Origin of the sequence: Paraburkholderia sediminicola, from assembly GCF_046026895.1 — a bacterium.
Classification (GTDB): Bacteria; Pseudomonadota; Gammaproteobacteria; order Burkholderiales; family Burkholderiaceae; genus Paraburkholderia; species Paraburkholderia sediminicola_C.
The window spans coordinates 16485-38029 of sequence record NZ_JAQQEU010000022.1 but is presented as its reverse complement, the minus strand read 5'-3'; the positions used below and the strand labels follow the sequence as shown (position 1 = coordinate 38029).

At 65.6% G+C, this 21545-nt stretch carries 16 protein-coding genes and 1 pseudogene; 4 read left to right on the top strand and 13 right to left on the bottom strand.

Annotated features, from left to right (window positions below; all coding sequences use genetic code 11):
* Positions 1–233 precede the first annotated feature (233 nt).
* Both PQR02_RS17410 and PQR02_RS17405 read left to right on the top strand, forming a co-directional pair.
* The gene (locus tag PQR02_RS17410) at positions 234–1985 is read left to right on the top strand and encodes an FAD-dependent oxidoreductase (RefSeq protein WP_408233225.1); all 1752 of its coding nucleotides are present in this window, start codon (positions 234–236) and stop codon (positions 1983–1985) included.
* A 17-nt stretch (positions 1986–2002) separates the two neighbouring features.
* The gene (locus PQR02_RS17405; protein WP_408233222.1) at positions 2003–2194 is read left to right on the top strand and encodes a hypothetical protein; all 192 of its coding nucleotides are present in this window, start codon (positions 2003–2005) and stop codon (positions 2192–2194) included.
* 64 nt (positions 2195–2258) lie between these two features.
* Here the strand turns inward: PQR02_RS17405 and PQR02_RS17400 are convergent, their stop codons facing one another.
* From PQR02_RS17400 to PQR02_RS17390, 3 genes are read right to left on the bottom strand one after another with little or no spacing between them, the layout of a single operon-like run.
* Complete coding sequence (locus tag PQR02_RS17400; RefSeq protein ID WP_408233219.1) at positions 2259–3242, bottom strand: 2-dehydropantoate 2-reductase; 984 nt, start codon at positions 3240–3242, stop codon at positions 2259–2261.
* Between the two features lie 28 nt (positions 3243–3270).
* On the bottom strand, positions 3271–4062 hold the full coding sequence (locus PQR02_RS17395; RefSeq protein ID WP_408233216.1) for a class II aldolase/adducin family protein: 792 nt from the start codon (positions 4060–4062) through the stop codon (positions 3271–3273).
* Positions 4063–4106: 44 nt separating this feature from the next.
* Positions 4107–5306 (bottom strand): amino acid aminotransferase, encoded by a 1200-nt coding sequence (locus PQR02_RS17390; protein ID WP_408233213.1) that lies wholly within the window; start codon positions 5304–5306, stop codon positions 4107–4109.
* Positions 5307–5520: 214 nt separating this feature from the next.
* On the opposite strand from PQR02_RS17390, the gene PQR02_RS17385 reads away from it, so the two are divergent.
* Positions 5521–6462, top strand: coding sequence for a LysR family transcriptional regulator (locus tag PQR02_RS17385; protein WP_408233210.1), 942 nt, complete (start codon positions 5521–5523; stop codon positions 6460–6462).
* 71 nt (positions 6463–6533) lie between these two features.
* On the opposite strand, the gene PQR02_RS17380 is transcribed toward PQR02_RS17385, so the two are convergent.
* From PQR02_RS17380 to PQR02_RS17360, 5 genes are all read right to left on the bottom strand, one after another.
* Positions 6534–7352, bottom strand: coding sequence for a helix-turn-helix transcriptional regulator (locus PQR02_RS17380; protein WP_408233207.1), 819 nt, complete (start codon positions 7350–7352; stop codon positions 6534–6536).
* Between the two features lie 79 nt (positions 7353–7431).
* Positions 7432–8559, bottom strand: coding sequence for a hybrid sensor histidine kinase/response regulator (locus PQR02_RS17375; RefSeq protein ID WP_408233204.1), 1128 nt, complete (start codon positions 8557–8559; stop codon positions 7432–7434).
* Between the two features lie 9 nt (positions 8560–8568).
* Positions 8569–9195 carry a chemotaxis protein CheB gene (locus tag PQR02_RS17370; RefSeq protein ID WP_408233201.1) on the bottom strand — a complete coding sequence of 209 codons (627 nt, stop codon included), beginning with the start codon at positions 9193–9195 and terminating at the stop codon, positions 8569–8571.
* A 14-nt stretch (positions 9196–9209) separates the two neighbouring features.
* Complete coding sequence (locus PQR02_RS17365; protein ID WP_408233198.1) at positions 9210–10067, bottom strand: CheR family methyltransferase; 858 nt, start codon at positions 10065–10067, stop codon at positions 9210–9212.
* Positions 10068–10108: 41 nt separating this feature from the next.
* Positions 10109–13678, bottom strand: a complete 3570-nt coding sequence (locus PQR02_RS17360; protein WP_408233195.1) for a response regulator — start codon at positions 13676–13678, stop codon at positions 10109–10111.
* A 271-nt stretch (positions 13679–13949) separates the two neighbouring features.
* On the opposite strand from PQR02_RS17360, the gene treF reads away from it, so the two are divergent.
* Entirely contained in the window at positions 13950–15758 is a 1809-nt protein-coding gene (gene treF, locus PQR02_RS17355; RefSeq protein WP_408233192.1) for an alpha,alpha-trehalase TreF, read from the top strand.
* 124 nt (positions 15759–15882) lie between these two features.
* Here treF and katE read toward each other — a convergent pair.
* The 5 genes and pseudogenes from katE to PQR02_RS17330 all read right to left on the bottom strand — a co-directional run.
* A pseudogene (katE, locus tag PQR02_RS17350) lies at positions 15883–18192 on the bottom strand (catalase HPII); the annotation flags it as partial.
* 12 nt (positions 18193–18204) lie between these two features.
* On the bottom strand, positions 18205–19104 hold the full coding sequence (locus PQR02_RS17345) for a MipA/OmpV family protein (protein ID WP_408233189.1): 900 nt from the start codon (positions 19102–19104) through the stop codon (positions 18205–18207).
* Positions 19105–19518: 414 nt separating this feature from the next.
* Entirely contained in the window at positions 19519–20262 is a 744-nt protein-coding gene (gene msrA, locus PQR02_RS17340; RefSeq protein ID WP_408233186.1) for a peptide-methionine (S)-S-oxide reductase MsrA, read from the bottom strand.
* Between the two features lie 19 nt (positions 20263–20281).
* Positions 20282–20800 carry a peptide-methionine (R)-S-oxide reductase MsrB gene (gene msrB / locus PQR02_RS17335; protein ID WP_408233183.1) on the bottom strand — a complete coding sequence of 173 codons (519 nt, stop codon included), beginning with the start codon at positions 20798–20800 and terminating at the stop codon, positions 20282–20284.
* 132 nt (positions 20801–20932) lie between these two features.
* A complete protein-coding gene (locus PQR02_RS17330) occupies positions 20933–21460 on the bottom strand; it encodes an Lrp/AsnC family transcriptional regulator (protein WP_408233180.1) in 528 nt (175 codons plus the stop codon).
* Positions 21461–21545: the final 85 nt, after the last annotated feature.

Genomic DNA, 21545 nt, shown 5'->3' with positions numbered 1-21545 from the left:
GACGAATCGATGAAGCCGCGGGGCGCGTGAGTGCCTTGCGGTTTTTTTTCGCACGCGTTTCATCGCACGCGCCTGCAGCGAGCGCGCATTGGCGAGCCGCCCGTTGTTGTACCCAAAATGAGGACAGCCCCGTGCGCGCCCTCCTGCATACTTCGCTGACGATCCGCACCGCCTTTGCAAAGCCAACCAGCCCCGGCGGGCGATCCACAAGCATCGACGATCAGGAGACACGCATGAGCCGACCCTTCAAACCCTATCCCTTTTCGCCCAGGCACTACCTGGGCGAGGTGCCGCCGCTCGTCGACGGCCAGGACCCGATAGTCAGACCCGTGGCGATCGTCGGCGGCGGACCGGTCGGCATGACCGCCGCGCTCGCACTCGCGCGCCAGGGGGTGCGCTCGGTGCTGATCGAAGCGGACGACAGCGTCTGCACCGGCAGCCGCGCGATCTGCATCTCACGGCGCAGCCTGGAGATCTTCAAGCGCCTCGGGGTGGTCGACGGCTTCCTGCAAAAAGGCCTGCCGTGGACCGGCGGCCGCAGCTTCTACCGTGATGCCGAAGTGTTCCGCTTCGCGATGCACCAGGACGACGAGCAGTCGCTGCCGCCGATGATCAACATCGCGCAATACCAGATCGAGCAATTGCTGCTCGACGAGATCGAGCGTCAGGCCGAGCTGATCGAAGTGCGCTGGCAAACTTGCGTGACCGGCATCGAGCAGTCGCCTGAAGGCGGCGCCACGCTCGCGCTGCGCACGGGGAGCACAGCGGGCGCCGCGGACACCAGCGACACCGCGTGGCATCTGCGCGCCGACTGGGTGGTCGCGTGCGATGGCGGGCGCAGCACGATTCGCGACGCGCTCGGCCTCAAGCTCACCGGCACCACCTACGAGGGCCGCTACGTGATCGTCGATATCGCGCTGGACAGCGCGCGCGCCACCGAACGCCTCGCCTATTTCGATCCGCCGTCCAACCCCGGCTCGACGGTGCTCGTGCACAAGCAGCCGGACAACGTGTGGCGCATCGATTATCAACTGCGCGACGACGAAGACCCGGAAGCGGCCGTCAAGCCCGAGAACGTGATGCCGCGCGTGCAGAGCGTGCTCGACTCGATGGGCGAAACGGGCGCGTGGTCGCCGATCTGGATCACGGTCTACAAGGCCAACGCGTTGACGCTCGAACGCTACCGGCACGGCGCGGTGCTGTTCGCGGGCGACGCCGCGCATCTCGTGCCGATCTTCGGCGTGCGCGGCGCCAACTCCGGTATCGACGACGCGGACAATCTCGGCTGGAAGCTCGGCTGCGTGGTCAACGGCATCGCCTCGCCGCGCCTGCTCGACAGCTATAGCGACGAGCGGGTGTTCGCGGCGCGCGAGAATCTGAGCTATGGGATGAAGAGCACCGAGTTCATGGCGCCGCCGTCGTTCGCGTTCGATCTGATGCGCACGGCCGTGCTCGGTCTCGCGCAGCGGCACGCGGCGGTGCGGCCGCTGATCAATCCAAGGCAGACGCATGCGATCGCGTATGTCCGCTCGCCGCTGAACGAGGCGGCGGCCGATGCTGCGAGCAACAACGCAGACGCGTTCAGCAAAGGCCCCCCGCCCGGAGCCGTGCTGCCGGAATGCCGGCTACTCCAACGCGGAAACGACGGCACCAGCGCCGCTATTCACCTCACCGATCTGCTCAGACCTTGCTTCACTGCGCTGCGCTTCGGCGCGGATGCAGAGCACGACGACGCGTGGCAGCAGTTGCAACGCACGCTCGCTGAGCGAGGCATTCCGTTCGAAGCGCTCACGCTGGTCAAGCGCGACACGCGGTGCACGGCCGCTGCCTATGCGATCGACCCAACCGGCCATCTGCACGAGATGCTCGACGCGACGCCCGGCACCGTCTATCTGATCCGTCCCGACGGCCATGTGCTCGCGCGCTGGCGCAAGGGCAGCGCGGCGGCCGCCCAGCGCGCGTTGACCGCGACGTTGACCATCTAACGCAAAAGGACTCCATCATGACCGATAGCGATCTCGACCTCGTCTACACGACGCTCTGCAAAACCCTCACGGCCGAAGGCGAAGCGCAGGCGCCGCTCTATCTGGCGCGCCTCGCGCTACTGTGCCTGACCGGGCTCGACGACCCGCAGCGCGCGTTGTCGCTGATCGACGCGGCGAAGCTGCCGCCCGTGCCGGCAGTGGCAGCTTGAAAAACAGAAAGGCCGCCTCGCGGTCAACGCGCGGCGGCCTTTCGTTACGTTCATACGTGAAGCGTCACTTCCCCGGATACAGGCCCAACGTGCTCGCGTGCAGCCGCGCAAGACCGAGCAACGCATCCGTGTACGGCGTCGGCACGTGGGTCAATTGCCCCAGTTCCCGCACGGCGCCCACCAGCGCGTCGAGTTCGACCGCCTTGCCCACCTGCACGTCCTGCAGCATCGAGGTTTTCATCGCGCCCAGCTTGAGCGTGACCTCGTGACGATCCGCCGGCGCCTGGTCGATCGGAATGCCGAAACGCGCGCCGATTTCCTTGGCCTCCAGCATGATGCTCGTGACGAAGCCGCGCACCAGTTCGTCGCCGAGAATCCGGTCGGTCGTCGCGCCAGTGATCGCGCTGACCGGATTCATCGTCATGTTGCCCCACAGCTTGTACCAGACGTCGCGCTGAATCTGCGCGGACATCGTCGCGTTGAAGCCCGCGGCGGCCAGCGTGGCGGTGAGCGCCTGAACGCGCTCGCTCGCGCGCCCCGCCGCCTCGCCGACGATCAGCCCATTGCCCTGATGATGCCGGATCACACCCGGCGCTTCGACGAGGCAACTCGCATGCACCACGCAACCCACCGTCCGCTCGCTCGGGATCGCGGCGGCGATCGCGCCGTCGGGATCGATCGACTTCAGACGCTGGCCCGCGAAGTCGCGGCCGAGGCCGTCGCAGAACCACCACGGCACGCCGTTCATCGCCGTCAGCACGATCGTTTGCGGGTCCAATAGCGGCGCGATCTGCGCGGCGACCGACGCCATCGCCGGCCCCTTGACGGCGACCACCACCAGATCCTGTGCGCCGAGGTCCGCTGGCTGGTCGCTCGCTTTCACCTTCACGGCGTGCGTGAGGCCGCCTTCGATCAGACCCAAGCCCTGCTCGCGTAACGCGCTGAGCGTCGCGCCGCGCGCCACGACGCCGATTTCGTGGCCGGCCTGCGCGAGCTTCACACCGATCCAGCCGCCGATCGCGCCTGCGCCGTAGATAACAACTTTCATCGCTTCGATCCTTGCGTTAGTTTGTGCGTCAATCCTTATAGCTCGCGTCGATCCGATCCACCCGCCGCACCAGCGCGTCGAACACGTCCTGCCCCGCGCCGTGCCGCGGATCGAACTGCAACGCGTCGCGCGAGCAGCGGATCGCCACCTCTTCCGGGACCGGCCGCGCGCGGCCCATCGCGAATGTCGCCATCTGGATTTCGCATGCGCGATTGAGCGTCCACAGGATCGCGAAAGTTTGCGGCAGCGTGCGGCCCCAGGCAAGCAGGCCGTGGTTACGCAAGATCACTGCCTGCTTGTCGCCGATATGTTCGACGAGGCGCGGCCCTTCTTGCGCATGCACGGTGATGCCCTCGAAGTCGTGATACGCGATGCGATCGTGCAACTGCGCGCTATAGAAGTTGGTCTGCTGCAGGCCGTCTTCCAGACACGCCACCGCGACGCCCGCCGTGGTGTGCGTGTGCATCACGCAGTGCGCGTCGGGCAAGCCTTCGTGAATCGCCGCATGAACCACAAACCCGGCCGGATTCACCGGATACGGCGAGCCGTCGAGCACGCGACCGTGCGCATCGATTTTCACCAGATTGCTCGCCGTCACCTCGCTATAGTGCAGGCCGAACGGATTGATCAGGAACTGCCGCTGCCCGCCGCTTACGCTCGCGGGCACGCGCAACGTGATGTGGTTGTAGATCATCTCGGTCCAGCCGAGCATGTCGAAGATGCGATAGCACGCGGCCAGTTGCACGCGCGCCTGCCATTCATCCGGATGCATGACGGGAAGCTTCGGCGCGCTCGCCGGTTGCGTTTCAACGGTCGTCATCAAGGTCTCCATGGTTATCGTTGTGCCGCTGCGGGAAATCGCCGTTATGCGCCCGACACCACCGCCGCAATGGACGACGCCACATAGCCGGCGTTGCGTTCGTTCAGGCCCGCCACGCACATGCGGCCCGAGCGCAGCACGTACACCGCGTATTCGCTGCGCAGACGCTGCACCTGGCTCTCGGTCAGGCCCGTATAGGTGAACATGCCGCGCTGCGCCACGTAACGCGCGCGCATCACTTCATCGACACGGCCCGCGAGTCCCGCGTGGATCGTGCCGCGCATCGCCAGAATCCGCTCGCGCATCGCGGCGAGCTCGGCTTCCCACGACGCGCGCAACCCCGCATCGGCGAGCACACTGGCCACGAGGCGCGCGCCGTGCGTGGGCGGATTGCTGTAGTTGGCGCGCACCGCCGACATCAATTGCCCAAGCACGCGGGCCGCCTCTTCCGCGCTTTGGCACACCACGCTCAACGCGCCGCAACGCTCGCCGTACAGCGAGAAATTCTTCGAAAACGAATTCGCCGCGATCAACGGCACGCCCGCCTCGGCGAGCAGACGCACGCACGCTGCGTCTTCCTCGAGGCCCCCGCCGAAACCCTGGTAGGCCATGTCGACGAACGCGATCAGCTTGCGGCGCTGCAATACCGGCACCAGTTCCGCCCATTGCGCCGGGCTCAGATCGACGCCGGTCGGGTTGTGACAGCACGCGTGCAGCAGGACGACGCTGCGTTCAGGCAAGCCGCCGATCGTTTCGATCATGTCGGCGAAACGCAAGCCGCCTGTCTGCGCGTCGTAGTACGGATAGGTGTTGACGGTCAGCCCCGCGCCTTCGAACACCACGCGATGGTTTTCCCAGCTCGGGTCGCTGATCCAGATTTGCGAAGCCGGAAAATAGCGCTTCAGGAAGTCGGCGCCGACCTTCAGCGCGCCCGAGCCGCCGATGGTCTGCAGCGTCGCCACGCGCCCGGCGGCGCGCGCTTCGCTCTGCGCGCCGAACACCAGCGCCTGCGCCACCTCGCGATACTGCGGCAGGCCCGCCATCGGCAGATACGAGCGCGGACCGATCGAGCCGAGCAGCGTGGTTTCGGCGCGGCGCACGGCGTCCATGACCGGCAGCTTGCCGGCATCGTCGAAATAGATGCCGATGCTCAGATTGACCTTGTTCGGCCGGGGGTCCAGTTGAAAGTCTTCGTTCAGGCTCAGAATCGGGTCGCCTGGGTAGGCGGGAATATGGTCGAACATGATAGGTCCTCGAAGGCGGCGTCGATGGTGCGTCGCTGTGGCCTGGCCGTAAGCCGGCGTTAAACCTTTGAAGCCGGGCCGCGGACGACGGGAGAATCCGGAAGTCTAAGCGGGAATCCGCCTGTGCGTCGATCGAGCGAGTGTCGGTCATGCACTCGTCACGCACAATCAATCGATTTTTCACGATTCGTAAGTTTTTCTTTAGAATCGCCCGATGCCACTTGCACGCACCACCATCCGCCAGTTCGAAGCGTTCCTCGCCATCGTCGATCTGCATAGCATCGGCGCGGCGGCGGAACGGCTCGGGCTGACCTCGTCGGCGGTCAGCCAGTTGCTGGCCGAACTGGAAACGGAACTCGGCTTCCGCCTGTTCGACCGGACGACCCGGCGCGTCAATCTGTCGAGCGCGGGGCAGGATTTTCTGTCGTCGGCCGAATCGGTGCTGCGCCATGTGCGCGCCGCCGCGCAATCCGCCGACGACATCCGCAATCGCGCCGCCGGCATCGTGCGGGTGGGCGCGCCGCTGGTGCTGGCAGCCACCGCGTTGCCCGCGGCGATTGCCGACTATGCGCGCGACAAGCCGAAGGTGGTCGTGCGCATTTGCGACACCGTGGTCGAGCAACTGGTGGAGCGCGTGGAAACCGGCGACGTGGACCTCGCAATCGGTCCGGACCGGCAATGCGGCGCGCGCGTGCGCGGCGATCCGGCGTTTGCGAGCCCTTGGGTGATGTGGTGCGCGGCCACGCATCCGCTGGGCGCGCGGCGCCGCGTGCAGTGGCAGCATTTGCGCGACGTGCCGATCATCGCGACCGGCCGCGATCACGAGCGCGCGGTCGGGCAGATGCTCGCCAATCTGCCGGTGGAAGCGCGCATCGTTCCGGTGAACGTGGTGGACAACGTCACCACCGCATTCGGGCTCGCGTCACAAGGGCTGGCCGTGACGCTCGCGCCCGCCTACGTCGCGCCGCTGGCGCGCACGTTCGGGCTGGTGATGAAGCGCATCGTCGATCCGGAAACGATCCGCCAGGTCTGCGTGTACCGCTCGACCGAACGCGCGCTGTCGCCGCCCGCGGATGGCTTCGCGGATTTCCTGATGCCGTGGCTGAAACGCTGGGACCGCGAGACCCAGGCCGAGGCGCGGGCACGACGCGCATAGCGCGGGCGACACACCGCGCAGGAACAGCGCAGAGACAGCGCAATGCGACGAATGACTTCAGGCTGCCTGAATCAGGCCCGCTCGGGCTGCATGCACAGCGCGAACAACTGCCGCTGACTGGAGATGCCGAGCCGCGCATAAGCGCGCTTCTGATACGTGAGCACGCTCGCGGGCTTGACGCCCATCTGCACGGCGATCTCAGCGGCGCTCGCGCCTTCGAGCGTGCCACGCAGCACATCGAGCTCGCGCGGCGTGAGCGCCGGGCACGCGCGCCGAACCCGCGCCAGCATCGCGGCGGCCGGACCTTGCTGATGCTGCCCGTTAAGCGCGTAATGGCTTTTCGCCGCGTGCGCCAACAGATGCGCGAGACTTTCGACCTGCTCCAGTTCGCCCGGCGCAAATACGCCGTCAGCACTGTCGCGATACAGATTGATCGACAGCCACACGCTTTCCATAGGTTGCACCAGCAGCGACAACCGGTCGGACACATTGGGCTGTGCGTAGCAGGCCGCGCGATAGGCTTCGTTTTCAATCTCTTCACTGCGCTGCTGATGCAGCACCAACGCATCACGAGCCTGCGCGCGCGACGCGCGGCCGATGATCGCGCGGTTGCCGTCGAGTGCGTAAAAGTGCGTCGCGTAACGATCCGCGACATCGCGCAGAAAGCGGCCGCCACGATGATCGGCGGCCGACACGGTGCGCGGGCGCGCGTCGAATTCGTACGCGAAGATGGTGCACTGCGAGACGGGCAGCGCGTCGCCGACGGCTTTCAGCATGTTCGCGGCGAGCGCGTCGGCGTCGGGATGCGAGATCGACATGACGAGGTCGGTCGCGCGCGCGGTGCTGATCTGCCCGCTTCGTTGCGTTGGAGCGATGCGCCATGAACGCATGATGGGATTCGCGTTGCGTGAATTCGGTTGGGCAAGCGTAGCACAGCGGAACCGGCTACCTCCTTTTCGCGCGGCGCGTCTACTTGCGCGTGAACGAGCCGCGCTGCAACGTGACCATCCTCGGCAATTCGATTGTGAACACCGTGCCGGCCGGCTCACTGGACTCGACGCTGACATGGCCGCCATGCATCCGCGCGATCTCCTGCACGATATGCAAGCCGAGCCCCAGGCCTTCGCGCGAGCGCGCCCCGCCGTTGTTCGGACCAAACGCCTTGAACAGATGCGGAAACACCTCGGCTGGAATCGTGCCGTGATTGGAGACCTTCAGGCGCACGGATTCGACCGCGTCGCCATCCACCTCGACGCCGATATCGCCGCCCGGCGCGCCATGATGCAGCGCGTTGCTGATCAGATTCGACACGGCCTGCCAGACGAGATCCGTGTCCCACGCGCCCGCCGTGTTGCCACGGCTGTGGAAGACGATGCGCCTGCCGCTCTTTTGCGACGCGAACTCGTCGATGACGGAGCGGCACAGCGTCGCCAGTTCGATCGAGCGCGGCTGCAACGGCAGACGGCCGCCCTGCAAACGCGCCAGGTTGAGCAGCTGATCGACCATGCGCGCCATGCGCAGCGAGCTGTTCTTCACGCGCGCGGCCACCGTTACCGACTGTTCGTCGGCGGCCGTGCGCATCAGATATTCCGCCGACGCCAGCACCGCGCCGAGCGGCGTGCGCAGATCGTGACTCAAGACCGCCATCAGCATCTCGTTGGCTTCCAGCATTTGACGCGTGGTCACCAGCTGCGCGGCGAGCTGGCGCTTCTGCTGTTCGAGCTGCACGAACACATCGACCTTCGATTGCAGAATGCGCGGATCGAACGGCTTGTACAGGAAGTCGACCGCGCCGGCCTCATAGCCGCGAAAGGTGCGCGACGCATCCTGCGCGGTCGCGGTCAGGAAGATGATCGGCACGTGCGAGGTACGCGGGCTGCCGCGCATCAGCGCGGCGAGTTCGAAGCCGTTCATGCCCGGCATGTTGACGTCGAGAATCGCCAGCGCGACTTCGTGCTTGAGCAGCAGGTCGAGCGCGGCGGTGCCGGAATCGGCCACCAGCACGGCGACATCCGGACGCGTCAGCAGCGCTTCGAGCGCCGTGATGTTGTGGACGATGTCGTCGACGATCAGGATGTTCACAGGTGAATTCGTCATGGCATCGGGTCAGAGAAAGGCCGGCAATGCGGCGAGCCGCCGGGCCATGGTTGCGGGATTGAAAACGGAGTCGGCCGCGCCGCGTTCGATCGCGACGCGCGGCATTTCCGGCGAAGCGGCGCTGTCCGGCGCTTGCACCCACGCGGTGCCGCCGAGCGCGCGCACCTGCGCGAGTCCCTGCGCGCCGTCGTCGTTGGCGCCGGACAGCAGGATCGCCAGCAGGCGCTCGCCGTACACGACGGCCGCCGACTCGAACAGCACGTCGATCGAGGGCCGCGAGAAGCGCACCGCGGGGTCGGTCGACAACGCGACGGTGCGGTCTGCTTCCACCAGCATGTGATAGCCCGGCGGCGCGATGTGCACGCGGCCCGGCATGATCGGCTCGCCGGCATCGGGTTCGATCACGGGCAACGCGCAGCGATGCGTGAACGCATGCACCAGGTAGCTCGGCGAATCGGGCGGCAGATGCGTGACGATCATCACGGCCGGCGCAAAGCCCTCGGGCAACGCGCCGAGCAGCAGGTTCAGCACTTCGATGCCGCCCGCCGAGCCGCCGATCACGACGAGCTCGTAGCGGCGCGCGGCGGCGGCGTCCGGCTGGGAATCGGCGGCTGACGTGACAGTTGAGGGTGCCATGATGAGCGTGCGTGCTAGCGCTTCTGATAAATGCGCTCGCCCGGGCGGAACTCGGTGAACGCTTCGGCATGACGGGAAAAGCGCAGGCTTTCCTTGCTGCCCAGACCGAGAAAACCGCGCCGCACCAGCGCGTTTTCGAACAGACCCAGCGCGCGATCCTGCAAGCCGCGATCGAAATAGATCAGCACGTTGCGGCACGACACCAGATGCGCTTCGAGAAACACTTCGTCGGTGGACAGGCTGTGGTCGGCGAACACGACGCGCTCCTTGAGCGAGCCCGAGAATCGCGCGCCGCCATACGCAGCATGATAGTAGTCCGACAGCGAACGCTTGCCGCCGGCCGCCAGATAGTTCTGCGTGAAGCCCTGGATGCGCTCGAGCGCATAGATGCCGGACTCGGCGCGCGCGAGCGCATCCGGGTTGATGTCGGTCGCGTAGAACAGCGTACGCTCGGTCAGGCCCTCTTCGTCGAACAGGATTTTCAGCGACCACAGTTCCTCGCCGGTGCTGCAGCCGGCCACCCACACCTTGATCGACGGGTAGGTGCGCAGCCGCGGCAGCACGTGTTCGCGCAGCGCGAGGAAATACGCGGGATCGCGAAACATGTCGCTGACCTGCACCGTCAGGTACTGGAACAGCCGCGAGAACTCGTCGCCGTCGCGCATGATGCGGTCCTGCAATTGCGACAGCGTGGTGAGCCTGAATTCGTCGAGCGCGTGCGACAGACGCCGCCGCAGCGACGACATCGCATAGTGCCGGAAGTCGTGCTGATACTTGAGGTAGATCGCCTCCAGCAGCAGCTTCAACTCGATGTCGAAGTCACTCAGGCGGTGCGGCGCTTCATGTGGCGCTTCAATTTCGGATTGGCTCATCGTGATCCCGCTCGTGCCTGCCGTTTCCACTGCCGTCTCCACTACCGTTGCCGCAACCAGACGCGGCACAGCGCGACCAGCTTGTCGACGTCGATCGGCTTGGACACGTAGTCGTCGGCGCCGGCTTCGAGGCAGCGGGTGCGGTCGTTCGCCATCGCCTTCGCGGTCAGCGCGATGATCGGCAGATGCGCGAAACGCGGATTGCGGCGGATCTCGCCCATCGCGGTCAGACCGTCCATCTCGGGCATCATGACATCCATCAGGATCAGATGCACTTCGGGGCCGTTTTCCAGCGCTTCGAGCGCCTCGCGTCCGTTGCGCGCGATCTGCAGTTGCGCGCCGAGCGGCTCCAGCACGTGCGAGAGCGCGAAGATATTGCGCACGTCGTCCTCGGCGAGCAGGATCGTGCGGCCTTCGAACGCGTTGTCGCGCTGGCGCACCGTGCGCAGCATGCGCTGCTGTTCGGGCGCGAGCGACGACTCCACGCTGTGCAGGAACAGCGTGACTTCATCGAGCAAACGCTCGGGCGACTTCGCGCCCTTGATGATGATCGACTTCGAATAGCGGCGCAGGCGGTGCTCTTCGTCGTCGGACAGCATGCGGCCCGTGTAGACGATCACCGGCAGCGCGGCGCGCGCGCTATCCGCGGCCAGCCGTTCGAGCAGATCGAAGCCGGTGCCGTCGGGCAGCGCGAGATCGGTCACGACGCAGTCGAACGTGAACCGGCCCAGATACTCCAGCGCCTGCGCGAGCGTGGCGACCGCGACGATCTCGGTGTTCTCGCTTTGCAGCAGCGCGCGGATGCTCTCGCGCATCGGCGCGTCGTCCTCGATCACCAGCACGCGCTTGAGGCGCTGCTGCAGACGCGCTTCGAGTCGGCGGATTGCCGCTTCCATCGTGCTGCGCGCAGTCGGCTTGAGCGTGTAGCCGATCGCGCCGAGGTGCAGCGCCTTGTCGGCGTGGTCGGTGGCCGAGACGATATGAATCGGAATGTGGCGCGTGAGCGGATCGTTCTTCAGCCATTCCAGCACGGTCAGCCCGGAGCGGTCCGGCAGCCCGACATCGAGTAGCACGGCGGCCGGGTGCATGTCGCGCACCAGTGCCAGACCGCTGGCCGCGTCGCTGGCGTGCACGAAATCGAAGTCGAGTTCATGTGTCAGATCGCGCAGGATTTCGGCGAATGCGAAGTCGTCCTCGACGGCGACGATCAGACGGCCGGCGCGCGTGCGGTTGTCGCGATCATCGGCGATGGCGCCGCCGGCGCTCTCGGACGCGTTGCCCGCCAGGAGTCCGTTGGCCGGCGAGATCACTGCGCTCTGGGCGTTGCCCGAGGCCGCGCGGATCAGCGCCGGCTCCCCGGCGGTGTCGGCGGCGGCCTGCGTGTCAGCCTGAGCTTGAGTATGAGCCGACGTGAACGCCGTCGGCGGCGCGGACGATGCCCCCGCAATGGCCGCCAGCGCAGCCTCGGCATCGAGCGGCAGCCACAGCGTGAACACACTGCCCCTGCCGGGCTCGCTCGCGACGGTGATGCGCCCGCCGAGCAAACGCGAAAACTCGCGCGAAATCGACAGGCCCAGGCCGCTGCCGCCGTACTGACGGCTGGTGGAACCGTCCGCCTGCTGGAACGCTTCGAAGATCATGTCGAGCTTGTCCGCCGCGATGCCGATGCCGGAATCGCGCACGTCGATCCGCAGCATGCCCTCTTCAGCCGGCGCCACCGAGAGCGCCACCTCGCCGTGCTCGGTGAACTTCACCGCGTTCGACAGCAGGTTGCGCAGAATCTGCGCGACGCGCTGGCCGTCGGTGACGAACGTCTCCGGCGTGCCCGGCTGGCGTTCGAACGCGAGCCGCAAGTGCTTCGACGCTGCCAGCGGCGTGAACATTTCTTCCAGCGATTGAAGCGTCGCGTCGATCGACACCGTTTCGAGTTCGACCGTGACCTGCCCGGCTTCGACCTTCGACAGATCGAGAATGTCGTTGATCAGCACCAGCAGATCGCTGTTGGACGCATGAATCGTTTCGGCGTAGCGAACCTGCTCTTCGGTCAGATTGCCGGTGCGGTTCTGCTGCAGCAGCTTGGCGAGAATCAGCGAGCTGTTCAGCGGCGTGCGCAGTTCGTGCGACATGTTGGCGAGAAACTCGGACTTGTAGCGGCTCGACTGTTCGAGGCGCTCCGCATTGGCCGCGAGTTCATCCTGCGCGCGCAGCAGGTCCGACTTCTGCCGTTCGAGCCGCTGCGCGTATTCCTCGAGCTGTACGTTGGTCTGCTCTAGCTCGGCCTGCTGCGCTTCCAGGCGCGTTTGCGATTCCATCAACGCGCGACCGCGCTCTTCGAGCCCTTCGTTCGAAACGCGGAGTTCCTCCTGCTGAACCTGAAGCTCCTCGTTCAACTGCTGCGTTTCGACGAGCGCGTCCTGCAGCCGCTCGCGATACAACGCCGCCTCGATGAAATCGCCCATGCTGTTGCTGACCAGTTCCATGAACTCCTGGTCACGTGGCGTCAACTCGCGGATAAAGCCCAGTTCGACGACGCCATTGACCTGGCCGTCGTTGTCGATCGGCATGATCAGCAGGTTCTTCGGCGCGCTGCGTCCGGTCGCGGACACCACTTGCACATAGCTCTCCGGCACGTCGCGCAACACGAGCGTGCGGCGCGCGAGCGCGGCCTGGCCGACCAATGTTTCGCCTGCTTCGAGCTCGCTTGGGGCTGCCTGCTCGCTTGCGCGGCTGAAGCCATAGGAGGCGATGCGGCGCAGCGTGCCATGCTGCTTGTCGCGCACGTAGAGCACGGCGACCACGGCGTCCAGATACTGCGCGAGAAAGTCGAGCATCGCGCGGCCCACCAGCGGCGGACTTGCCTGGCCGACCACACGTTCGGCCAGCAGACGCTGCCCGGAGCGCAACCACACCTGCCCCTGCAACGCTTCGGTCTGTTCGGCCTGCTGATGCAACGCGCCGTCGTAGGTCGCGGACAGGCTCATCAGTTCACGGCGGCCCATCCACGCAAGCAACGCGCTCACGACCAGGCTGAACAGCAGGAATACACTAACCAGCGAGGTCGTGACGCGGCGTGTCGCCTCGGCGCGTTCCTGGCGCAGGCGCAATTCGACATCGAGAAAATCTTTGAACTCGCGGCGCGTTTCGTCGAATTCGATCTTGCCGCGCCCGCTCGCCACCGCGGATTCGAAGTCCTGATTGCGGCGGCGCGCGTCGAGCATGTCTTCGGCGAAACGGCTCCAGCGCTGCTGGATCGCCTGGATCTGCCGGAGCCTTTCGACTTGCGGCGGGTTGTCGGAGACCAGCGCCTGCAACGCTTCAATTTGCGTCTTGAACTTCGGGCCACCGGTTTCATACGGCGTCAGAAAGGTTTCGTCGCCGGTGATCAGGAAGCCACGCATCGACGATTCGCGATCGACCGCGAGGCGCAGCATTTCATTGGCCGAGCCGATCACCCGCTCGGAATGCTCGACCCAGTTCATCGTGGAGACCAGATACGCGATCAGGCCCACGAACACCGCCATCGTGACGAGGCCGACTCCTAAAGGCAGCGCGATGTTGCGGCGGATGATGCTGCGGAAACGTTGCTGATTGACGGCCTGCGATGCGGTCATTTTTTCTGTCATCGGCATAACGAATCGAGTCGATTCGGAATATTTTTCGGATTATCGCGTGGTAGTTCTGGTCTCCGCGCCACGCCGGTCATGATACATGACGGAGGTCTTTTTTTGAGACACGATCCGGCGCGCTAGCCTTACTGGACGGGGCTGTTGCCCACGCACGCAACTTTGCGCGGCGCGCGTGGGTCAATCCTCCGATGCAGTCAGTTTCCTGCGCGGCACGCTGCTCCGTGGTTCATCCATCCACTCTCTCACCCGGTTGCCGATGCCCTCTTCACATCTCGCCGCTCATCTCGCCGCTTTGGCGCGCGCAGCCTTCGCCGCCTCGCTCGTGTGGCATGCGTCGCCGGCTACGTCAACCGAGCCTTCCGCCGCGCCGGCCGCCGGCGTCGCAACGGTCGCCGTGCACGTCGAGCCGCCCACGCAGGCGTCGCCGGTCGTGCCGGTGCCGCCGTCCGAACAGTACGCGGCGCTCTATCGCGACGTGCAACTCGCGCACCTCTACCCCGACAGCAAGACCTTCGCCGACATGGTGCCGTCAGCGCCGCCCGCACAGATCGAGACCGCGTACGACGCCGCGAAGCAGCAGCCGAGCTTCAATCTCGCCGACTTCGTAAAGCGCAACTTCACGCTGCCTACGCGGGCTGCGAAGGTCTATGTGTCCGATCCGAACCAGGACGTGGTCGGCCATATCGACACCCTGTGGAACGTGCTGCGCCGCGAACCGGATGCGACCGCGAGCCCGTGGTCGTCGCTGCTGCCGTTGCCGAACGCGTACATCGTGCCGGGCGACCGCTTCGACGAGATCTACTACTGGGACTCGTACTTCATCATGCTCGGACTCGAACAGAGCGGCCAGCATGCGCTGGTCGTCGACGAACTGAAGAACTTCGCGACGCTGATCGACCGCTACGGGCATATTCCGAACGGCAACCGCACGTACTACTTGAGCCGTTCGCAACCGCCGTTCTTCGCGCCGATGGTGCGGCTCGTCGCGGACAAGGACGGCGACAGCATCTATGCGCAATATCTGCCCGAGTTGCAGCGCGAATACGCATACTGGATGAACGGCAGCGAAGGTCTGCCGGCGGGCCATGCGAGCCGCCATGTGGTGCGCCTCGCGGACGGCACGCTGTTCAACCGCTATTGGGACGAACGCGCGGCGCCGCGCGACGAGTCGTATCGCGAAGACGTGCTCACCGCGCAACAAACGCCGCAGCGCGACCCCGCGCAGCTATGGCGCAATCTGCGCGCGGGCGGCGAGACCGGCTGGGACTTCAGTTCGCGCTGGTTTGCCGACGGCAAGACGCTCGCCACCGTCGATGTGACTTCCCTCGTGCCGGTCGATCTGAATTGCCTGCTGGTCGATCTGGAGCGCACGCTCGCGAAAGCGTACCGGGTGCGGGGCGACCTCACGCATGCGGAGAATATGGAGCAGCGCGCGGCGACGCGCGCGGATGCGATCCGCCGGGTGCTGTGGGACCCGCAATTGCAGGCGTTCGGCGACTACGATTTCGCGGACCACATGCTGACGCACAGGCTCACGGCGGCAACGGTGTACCCGTTGTATACGGGCGTAGCCAACCGGCAGCAGGCGAAGACGCTTGCCGCGACCCTGCAGCGCGAGTTGCTGCGGCCGGGCGGACTCGCCACCACCGAGGTCAATAGCGGCCAGCAATGGGACGCGCCGAACGGCTGGGCGCCGTTGCAGTACCTGGCGGTGATCGGCTTGCGGCGCTATAGCGAGCCGGCGCTCGCGCAAACCATCGCGACGCGCTGGATCCGCACCATCGTCGCGTATTACCAGCACACCGGCAAGCTGGTCGAGAAATACGATGTCGATGCAAGCACGCCGGGCGTGGCCGCGGGCGGCGGCGAATATCCGCTGCAGGATGGCTTCGGCTGGACCAACGGCGTGCTGCGCGTGCTGCTCGCCATGTATCCGCAAACGGTGCGGGCGTCGCGGCCGAGCGATATTCCCGAGGGTCCGGCGGGCGTGTCGGCTGCCGCAGCGTCCGCTGCCGCGGCGCCTAAGAATACGCATCGGCTCCATGCGGCGCGGGTGAATCCGTAGGCTTTTTCCGCCGCCGCGTTTCGGCTGGCGACAAAAAACTGGCCGGGTCGCCCCGGCCAGTTTTGCGTCGAACCATCGAGTCATCGGGCCGTCGGGCCGTCGGGCCGTCGGGCCTTCGGCAGCTTTACGCCGGCACCGTCTCCGCCTGCGCCGCGCGCGACCACACGCGATGCTGCTCGGCGGCCTTGATGAACGCCTTCAGCACGTCCTTGGCCTGCTTGTCGTCGCCGGTCGCCACACCATCGGCATTGTCGGGCAGATGCGCGGCGGCCAGCACCTCGCGCCCCGCGCCGATCGCCGTGATCGCCTTCAGATGCTTGAACGCTTCGAGCACGAAATGGCGCGCATCGCCCGATTGCGCGAGCGTCTTCGCACCGGCGTCGCCGCCCACCACGATCACCGCGTCGAACATGATCGACGGCAGGCCCGCAATCGTCGCGTCGGGGTCCATCCCGTCGATCGCGGCCAGCGTCGGCGCGATCAGCATCGCCGCCGCACCCTCGCCTTGCAGCGCCTGCTGGAGTTGCCTGATCGCGGCGCCATCGGAGCCCGGTGCGGCCAACAGCGCAATCTTGCGCGTCTTGATCCCCGGCTTCACGCGATTGAGCAGACTCAGCGCGGGCGATTCCTTCGGACCCTTAAGCTTCGCCGTGCCCTTCTTCGGCGCGGGCAAGCCCAAACCTTCGGCGACTTTCGCGGCGAGGTCCGCATCGAAGTTGGCGAGAATGTCATTGACCACGCGCGCCCGGATGTCGGGCTGGGTCACCTTGCCGAGTTCGAACTGATACGCCGCGGCGATGTGGTCTTTCTCCGGCTGGGACATGCTGTTATAAAACAGCGCGGCCTGCGAGAAGTGATCGGCGAACGATTCGCTGCGCACGCGAATCTTGGTGCCCTCCACCCGCTCCTGATAGCTTTCGAACCCGCCGTCCGACCCCGCCGGATCGGTCTCCTTCGGCCAGCCGCCGTTCAACGAATTCGGCTCGTACGAAGCCTGCCCGACGTGGATCGCCTGGCGGTGCATCGCGTCGCGCTGGTTGTTGACGAACGGGCACACGGGCCGGTTAATCGGTATCTCGTGAAAGTTGGGGCCGCCCAGGCGGCTGATCTGCGTATCCGTGTATGAAAAGAGCCGCCCTTGCAGCAGCGGATCGTTCGAGAAATCGATGCCCGGCACGACGTGCCCCGGATGGAACGCGACCTGTTCGGTCTCGGCAAAGAAGTTGTCCGGATTGCGATTGAGCGTCATCTTGCCGATGATTTTCACCGGCACCCGTTCTTCCGGGATCAGCTTGGTCGGATCGAGCAGGTCGAAGTCGAACTTGTGCTCGTCCTCTTCCTCGATGATCTGCACACCGAGTTCGAATTCGGGGAAGTCGCCCCGTTCGATCGCTTCCCACAAATCGCGCCGATGAAAATCCGGGTCCTTGCCCGCGAGCTTCTGCGCCTCGTCCCACAGCAGCGAGTAAGAACCCAGCACCGGCCGCCAGTGGAATTTGACGAAACGCCCCTTGCCTTGTGCATTGACGAAGCGGAACGTGTGAACGCCGAAGCCTTCCATCGTGCGCAGGCTGCGCGGAATCGCGCGGTCCGACATGGTCCACAGCACCATGTGCGCGGACTCGGGCACGAGCGACACGAAGTCCCAGAAGGTGTCGTGCGCGGAGCCGCCGGTCGGCATCTCGTTGGGCGCTTCCGGTTTCACCGCGTGTACGAAGTCCGGAAACTTGATGGCGTCCTGAATGAAGAACACCGGGATGTTGTTGCCGACCAGATCGTAATTGCCTTCCTGCGTGTAGAACTTCACCGCGAAGCCGCGCACGTCGCGCACGGTGTCGGCGGAACCGCGCGGCCCCTGCACCGTCGAAAAGCGCACGTAGACGGGCGTCTGCACGGCGGGGTCCTGGAGAAACGCGGCCTTGGTGTACTCGCTCATCGATTCGTACACCTGAAACACGCCATGCGCCGCCGAGCCGCGCGCATGCACGATCCGCTCCGGGATGCGCTCGTGGTCGAAGTGCGTGATTTTCTCACGCATGAGGAAATCTTCCAGCAGCGAAGGACCGCGCGGACCGGCGCGCAAGGTGTTCTGATTGTCGGCGATCTTGACGCCCTGATTGGTCCTCAGCGCTTCGCCGTCAGGGCTGACTCGAAACTGTTCGAGATCCTTCGATTTCGGATCATTCGCCGACGCGGCCTGCGCCGCGGGCTTCCGTGTGCTCGTCTTACCTGCCATGGGGATCTGCTCCTTGTGTTCGGGCGCGGCGATGGAATGTCCGGTGTCACGCGCAATCAGGGAGTCAGCAAACCATGTACCCGCGATGACCCGGTCGCGAGCAGGCAGGCAGGCGATGCTCAATGCCGCGACGATGCGGCGATCGAGTGATGCATCGACGCACGACGGCGGACGCGCCGCCGTGCCTCGGCTCGCACCCGGGCCGTTGCGTCAGAAGCGGTAGTTGATCGAAACGTCGGCCACGCCGGTCGCCCTGGTGCGCACGATCGGGCTATTGCCCGCACCGCCGACCAACTGTTCGAACGCGCCGTCCGCCGTCGCGAACCAGTGCTTGTTGAACAGCCAGATCGCGCTGACGCCGAAGCCCACCGACTTGAACCCGGCGCTCGCGTGGTACTGCGGATACTGCGAGTGCGCCGCCTGTTCCTGATTCACGCCGAACCAGCTGTTCATGTACTTGGAGTCCGCGAGCGCGACGTTCGGACCGGCGAACCAGAAGAACGTTTTCGAACTGCCCGGCATCGGCATGTAGGCGCCGAGGTCGCCGATCCAGCCATTCGAGCCGCCGAAATAACGCCGCACGTCGGCGCGGATCACGAGGGGGAAGTCCTTCGACACCACATATTCGCCCGCGAGCTTGAGCCCGGGCGCCACGTTGATATTGCCGAGCCCATTCAGTTCCTGCGGATCGTCTTGCCCGCGACGTCCCAGGTCGTAGACGCCGGCGAGACTCACGCGCCAGTTCGCGCCCTGCGCGAAGTTGACGCCGAAGCCTTCGCCGCTCGACAGGAAGAACAAATCCTTGTAGCGCACGTCGATGCTCGGCCCGGCCACCACGTGATAGCGGTCCGAGCCCTCGAAGCGCGGCTGGAACGAGGTCGCCACGCCAAGACGCACCTGCCAGTCAGGAATGTTCGGTTGCCACATCTTCTGCAGCGGAACGCCCACCGAGTACTGCCATTCGCCCAGTGGCGAAGGCGTCTGAGCCGACGCCGAACCCGGAAGAAAGGCAATGCCGCCGAGAGTCACGGCGACCAGAGAGGCTGCCGCAATGCCTGTTTGTTTGTTGCAGAGCGCGCGGCCCCGCTTCTTTCTACGGCTGTTCAACACCAGAAGCCTCCGATCTCGCCTATCGCGAGGGGGTTCAATTCCTGTTCGAGTTGCCCGACGGATAAGAAACGCCCGGGCGACCGCCACGCTGTTACTTACGGCATGTAATTTTTTCAGAGAACGACAAGCTCTGCACGGCGAAGCCGCACCATCCGCTGCGGCCGCCGCGCCACACTGGGCGGGGTTTTTGTATGAACATGCCCGTGCGGACGATCGGCCGACGAAGACAGGCGTGCGCAAAATATGCGCCAGGTGCTTGGAGCACACGTTCGAATGGCCGCACGCGAGGCCGGCGGGCCTATAGGTGAGAGTCTGGCACGCGGACAAAGCCGGCGTCACGGACCTTGCCGGACGGGACGCGGCGGCAGCGCCAGCCGCCACGCCGGGAAGAACTTGCGGCGAGCGCCGCTCGTACTATTGCGACGCTTCGACCAGAACCGGTTTGTCGCGATACAGATTGGGGAACAGACGCTTCAGATTGGCGACCTTCGGCATGTCGTTGAATGCGATATAAGCGGAGTTCGGATGCAGCGTCAGGTAGTTCTGGTGATAGGGCTCGGCCGGATAGAAGCCTTTGAACGGCTCCATGCGGGTGACGATCGGCGCGGCAAACGCATGCGCTTTCTCGAGCTGCGCGATATAGCTCTGCGCGACGCGCCGCTGCGTGTCGTTCAGCGGAAACACCGCCGAGCGGTACTGCGTGCCGCTGTCCGGCCCCTGACGATTCAGCTGGGTAGGATCGTGGATCACGGAGAAATACACCTGCAACAACTGGCCGTAAGTCACCTTGCCGGGGTCGAACGTGACCTGCACGGATTCCGCATGGCCCGTCTCGCCGCCGCTGACGATCTCGTAGTCGGCGGTCTCGCGCGTGCCGCCCGAGTAGCCGGAAACCGCCTTCGTCACGCCGCGCACGTGCTGGAACACGCCCTGCACGCCCCAGAAGCAGCCGCCCGCGAACACTGCGGTTTCCTCGCGGGCCGTGGTCGCCGAGATCGGCTCGTCGAGCGCGGGCGGCGCGATCACCACCGCGGTCTCGGCCGCGAACGCGGCGCGCTGCGCAAACAGCAGCGCCAGCGTGCCGATTCCGAGCGAGAGCAGAAGAGCCGCCGTGCGCGAGCGGGCCCGCTTGCCGTCAATGCGATCCTGGATGTCCATGATGTCCGTTCCGATTCGATCAGCTCACGCCGCCCGTGGCGGGCGTGAATGTCAACGCAAGACCGTTCATGCAGTAGCGCAGGCCGGTCGGTTTGGGGCCGTCGTCGAACACGTGGCCGAGGTGGCCGCCGCAGCGGCGGCATAGCACCTCGTCGCGCGTCATGCCGAACGACCGGTCGGTGTGCGTGATGACCGCATGATCCAGCGGCTGCCAGAAGCTCGGCCAGCCGGTGCCGCTGTCGAACTTGGTCTTCGATGAGAACAGCGGCAGTTTGCAGCCCGCGCACGCGAACGTGCCGGCGCGGTGCTCGTCGTTCAACGCGCTGCTGAACGGGCGTTCGGTGCCCGCCTCGCGCAGCACGTGGTACTGCGCGTCGGTCAGCAGCTTGTGCCACTCGGCGTCGCTGTGCGAGACCTCGTAAGCCGCCGCGCCCGGGTCTGCCGCCTGCGCCGCGCGCGCCGCGCGGGCCGCCCACGCGCCGCCGGCCAGCGACGCCGCGCCCATCAACCTGAGAAATACCCGTCTGTTGCAAGCCATGATGATCGCTCCGGAAAGTCCGTACCGTTCACCCGTTCCGACGCAGCGCGCGCCGTGCGCGAATGATCCTGAGATGGGTCGTTCGGGAGCGCGTTTTATGACAGCATGCGCGTCTTTTTGCGGGACGGCGCGTCACAGCGGAAATTGCGTGGTCGAGAGAATTTCCTTGAGCACCATGAACGAGCGGATTTGCCGGACCCCGGGCAGATACAGCAACTGCTCGGCGTGCAGGCGGTTGAAGCTGTCGCTGTCGCGCGTGCGGATCGTCATGAAATAGTCGAATTCGCCGGTGACGACGTGGCACTCCATGCACCCGGCGACCCTCTGCGCGGCTTTCTCGAACTCGGCGAACGACTCCGGCGTCGAGCGGTCCAGCACCACGCCGATGATCACCAGCATCCCTGCGCCGGCCGCCTTCGGGTCGATCAGCGCGACCACGGCGCGAATCAGCCCCGACTCCTTGAGCCGTTCGACGCGCCGCAAGCAGGCGGGCGCGCTCAGCTTCACCTTCGCCGCCAGCGCGACGTTCGAGATCGACGCGTCGGTTTGCAACTGCCGCAGGATCGCGCGATCGATGCGATCGAGCGCCTGACGCGGTTCGGCCGGAGCAGGCGAAGCCTTGGATGCTTTGGGCGCGGTGCGAATTTTTATTGCGTTCATTGTAGCTGCTACGTTTTTTTATTAAGCAACCAAGTCCGGTTCATTTCTAAAACTATGCCAAACGGAATTTTTTCGCAAGCTCATT

Excerpts from the sequence above, each read along its gene's own strand:
- PQR02_RS17365 (WP_408233198.1), bottom strand. The coding sequence starts at position 10,067 with ATGAGCCAATCCGAAATTGAAGCGCCACATGAAGCGCCGCACCGCCTG.
- PQR02_RS17410 (WP_408233225.1), top strand. The coding sequence starts at position 234 with ATGAGCCGACCCTTCAAACCCTATCCCTTTTCGCCCAGGCACTACCTG.
- PQR02_RS17395 (WP_408233216.1), bottom strand. The coding sequence starts at position 4,062 with ATGACGACCGTTGAAACGCAACCGGCGAGCGCGCCGAAGCTTCCCGTC.
- PQR02_RS17360 (WP_408233195.1), bottom strand. The coding sequence starts at position 13,678 with ATGACCGCATCGCAGGCCGTCAATCAGCAACGTTTCCGCAGCATCATC.
- PQR02_RS17380 (WP_408233207.1), bottom strand. The coding sequence starts at position 7,352 with ATGCGTTCATGGCGCATCGCTCCAACGCAACGAAGCGGGCAGATCAGC.
- PQR02_RS17405 (WP_408233222.1), top strand. The coding sequence starts at position 2,003 with ATGACCGATAGCGATCTCGACCTCGTCTACACGACGCTCTGCAAAACC.
- msrA (WP_408233186.1), bottom strand. The coding sequence starts at position 20,262 with ATGGACATCCAGGATCGCATTGACGGCAAGCGGGCCCGCTCGCGCACG.
- PQR02_RS17390 (WP_408233213.1), bottom strand. The coding sequence starts at position 5,306 with ATGTTCGACCATATTCCCGCCTACCCAGGCGACCCGATTCTGAGCCTG.
- PQR02_RS17385 (WP_408233210.1), top strand. The coding sequence starts at position 5,521 with ATGCCACTTGCACGCACCACCATCCGCCAGTTCGAAGCGTTCCTCGCC.
- PQR02_RS17330 (WP_408233180.1), bottom strand. The coding sequence starts at position 21,460 with ATGAACGCAATAAAAATTCGCACCGCGCCCAAAGCATCCAAGGCTTCG.
- PQR02_RS17400 (WP_408233219.1), bottom strand. The coding sequence starts at position 3,242 with ATGAAAGTTGTTATCTACGGCGCAGGCGCGATCGGCGGCTGGATCGGT.
- msrB (WP_408233183.1), bottom strand. The coding sequence starts at position 20,800 with ATGGCTTGCAACAGACGGGTATTTCTCAGGTTGATGGGCGCGGCGTCG.
- PQR02_RS17375 (WP_408233204.1), bottom strand. The coding sequence starts at position 8,559 with ATGACGAATTCACCTGTGAACATCCTGATCGTCGACGACATCGTCCAC.
- PQR02_RS17370 (WP_408233201.1), bottom strand. The coding sequence starts at position 9,195 with ATGGCACCCTCAACTGTCACGTCAGCCGCCGATTCCCAGCCGGACGCC.
- treF (WP_408233192.1), top strand. The coding sequence starts at position 13,950 with ATGCCCTCTTCACATCTCGCCGCTCATCTCGCCGCTTTGGCGCGCGCA.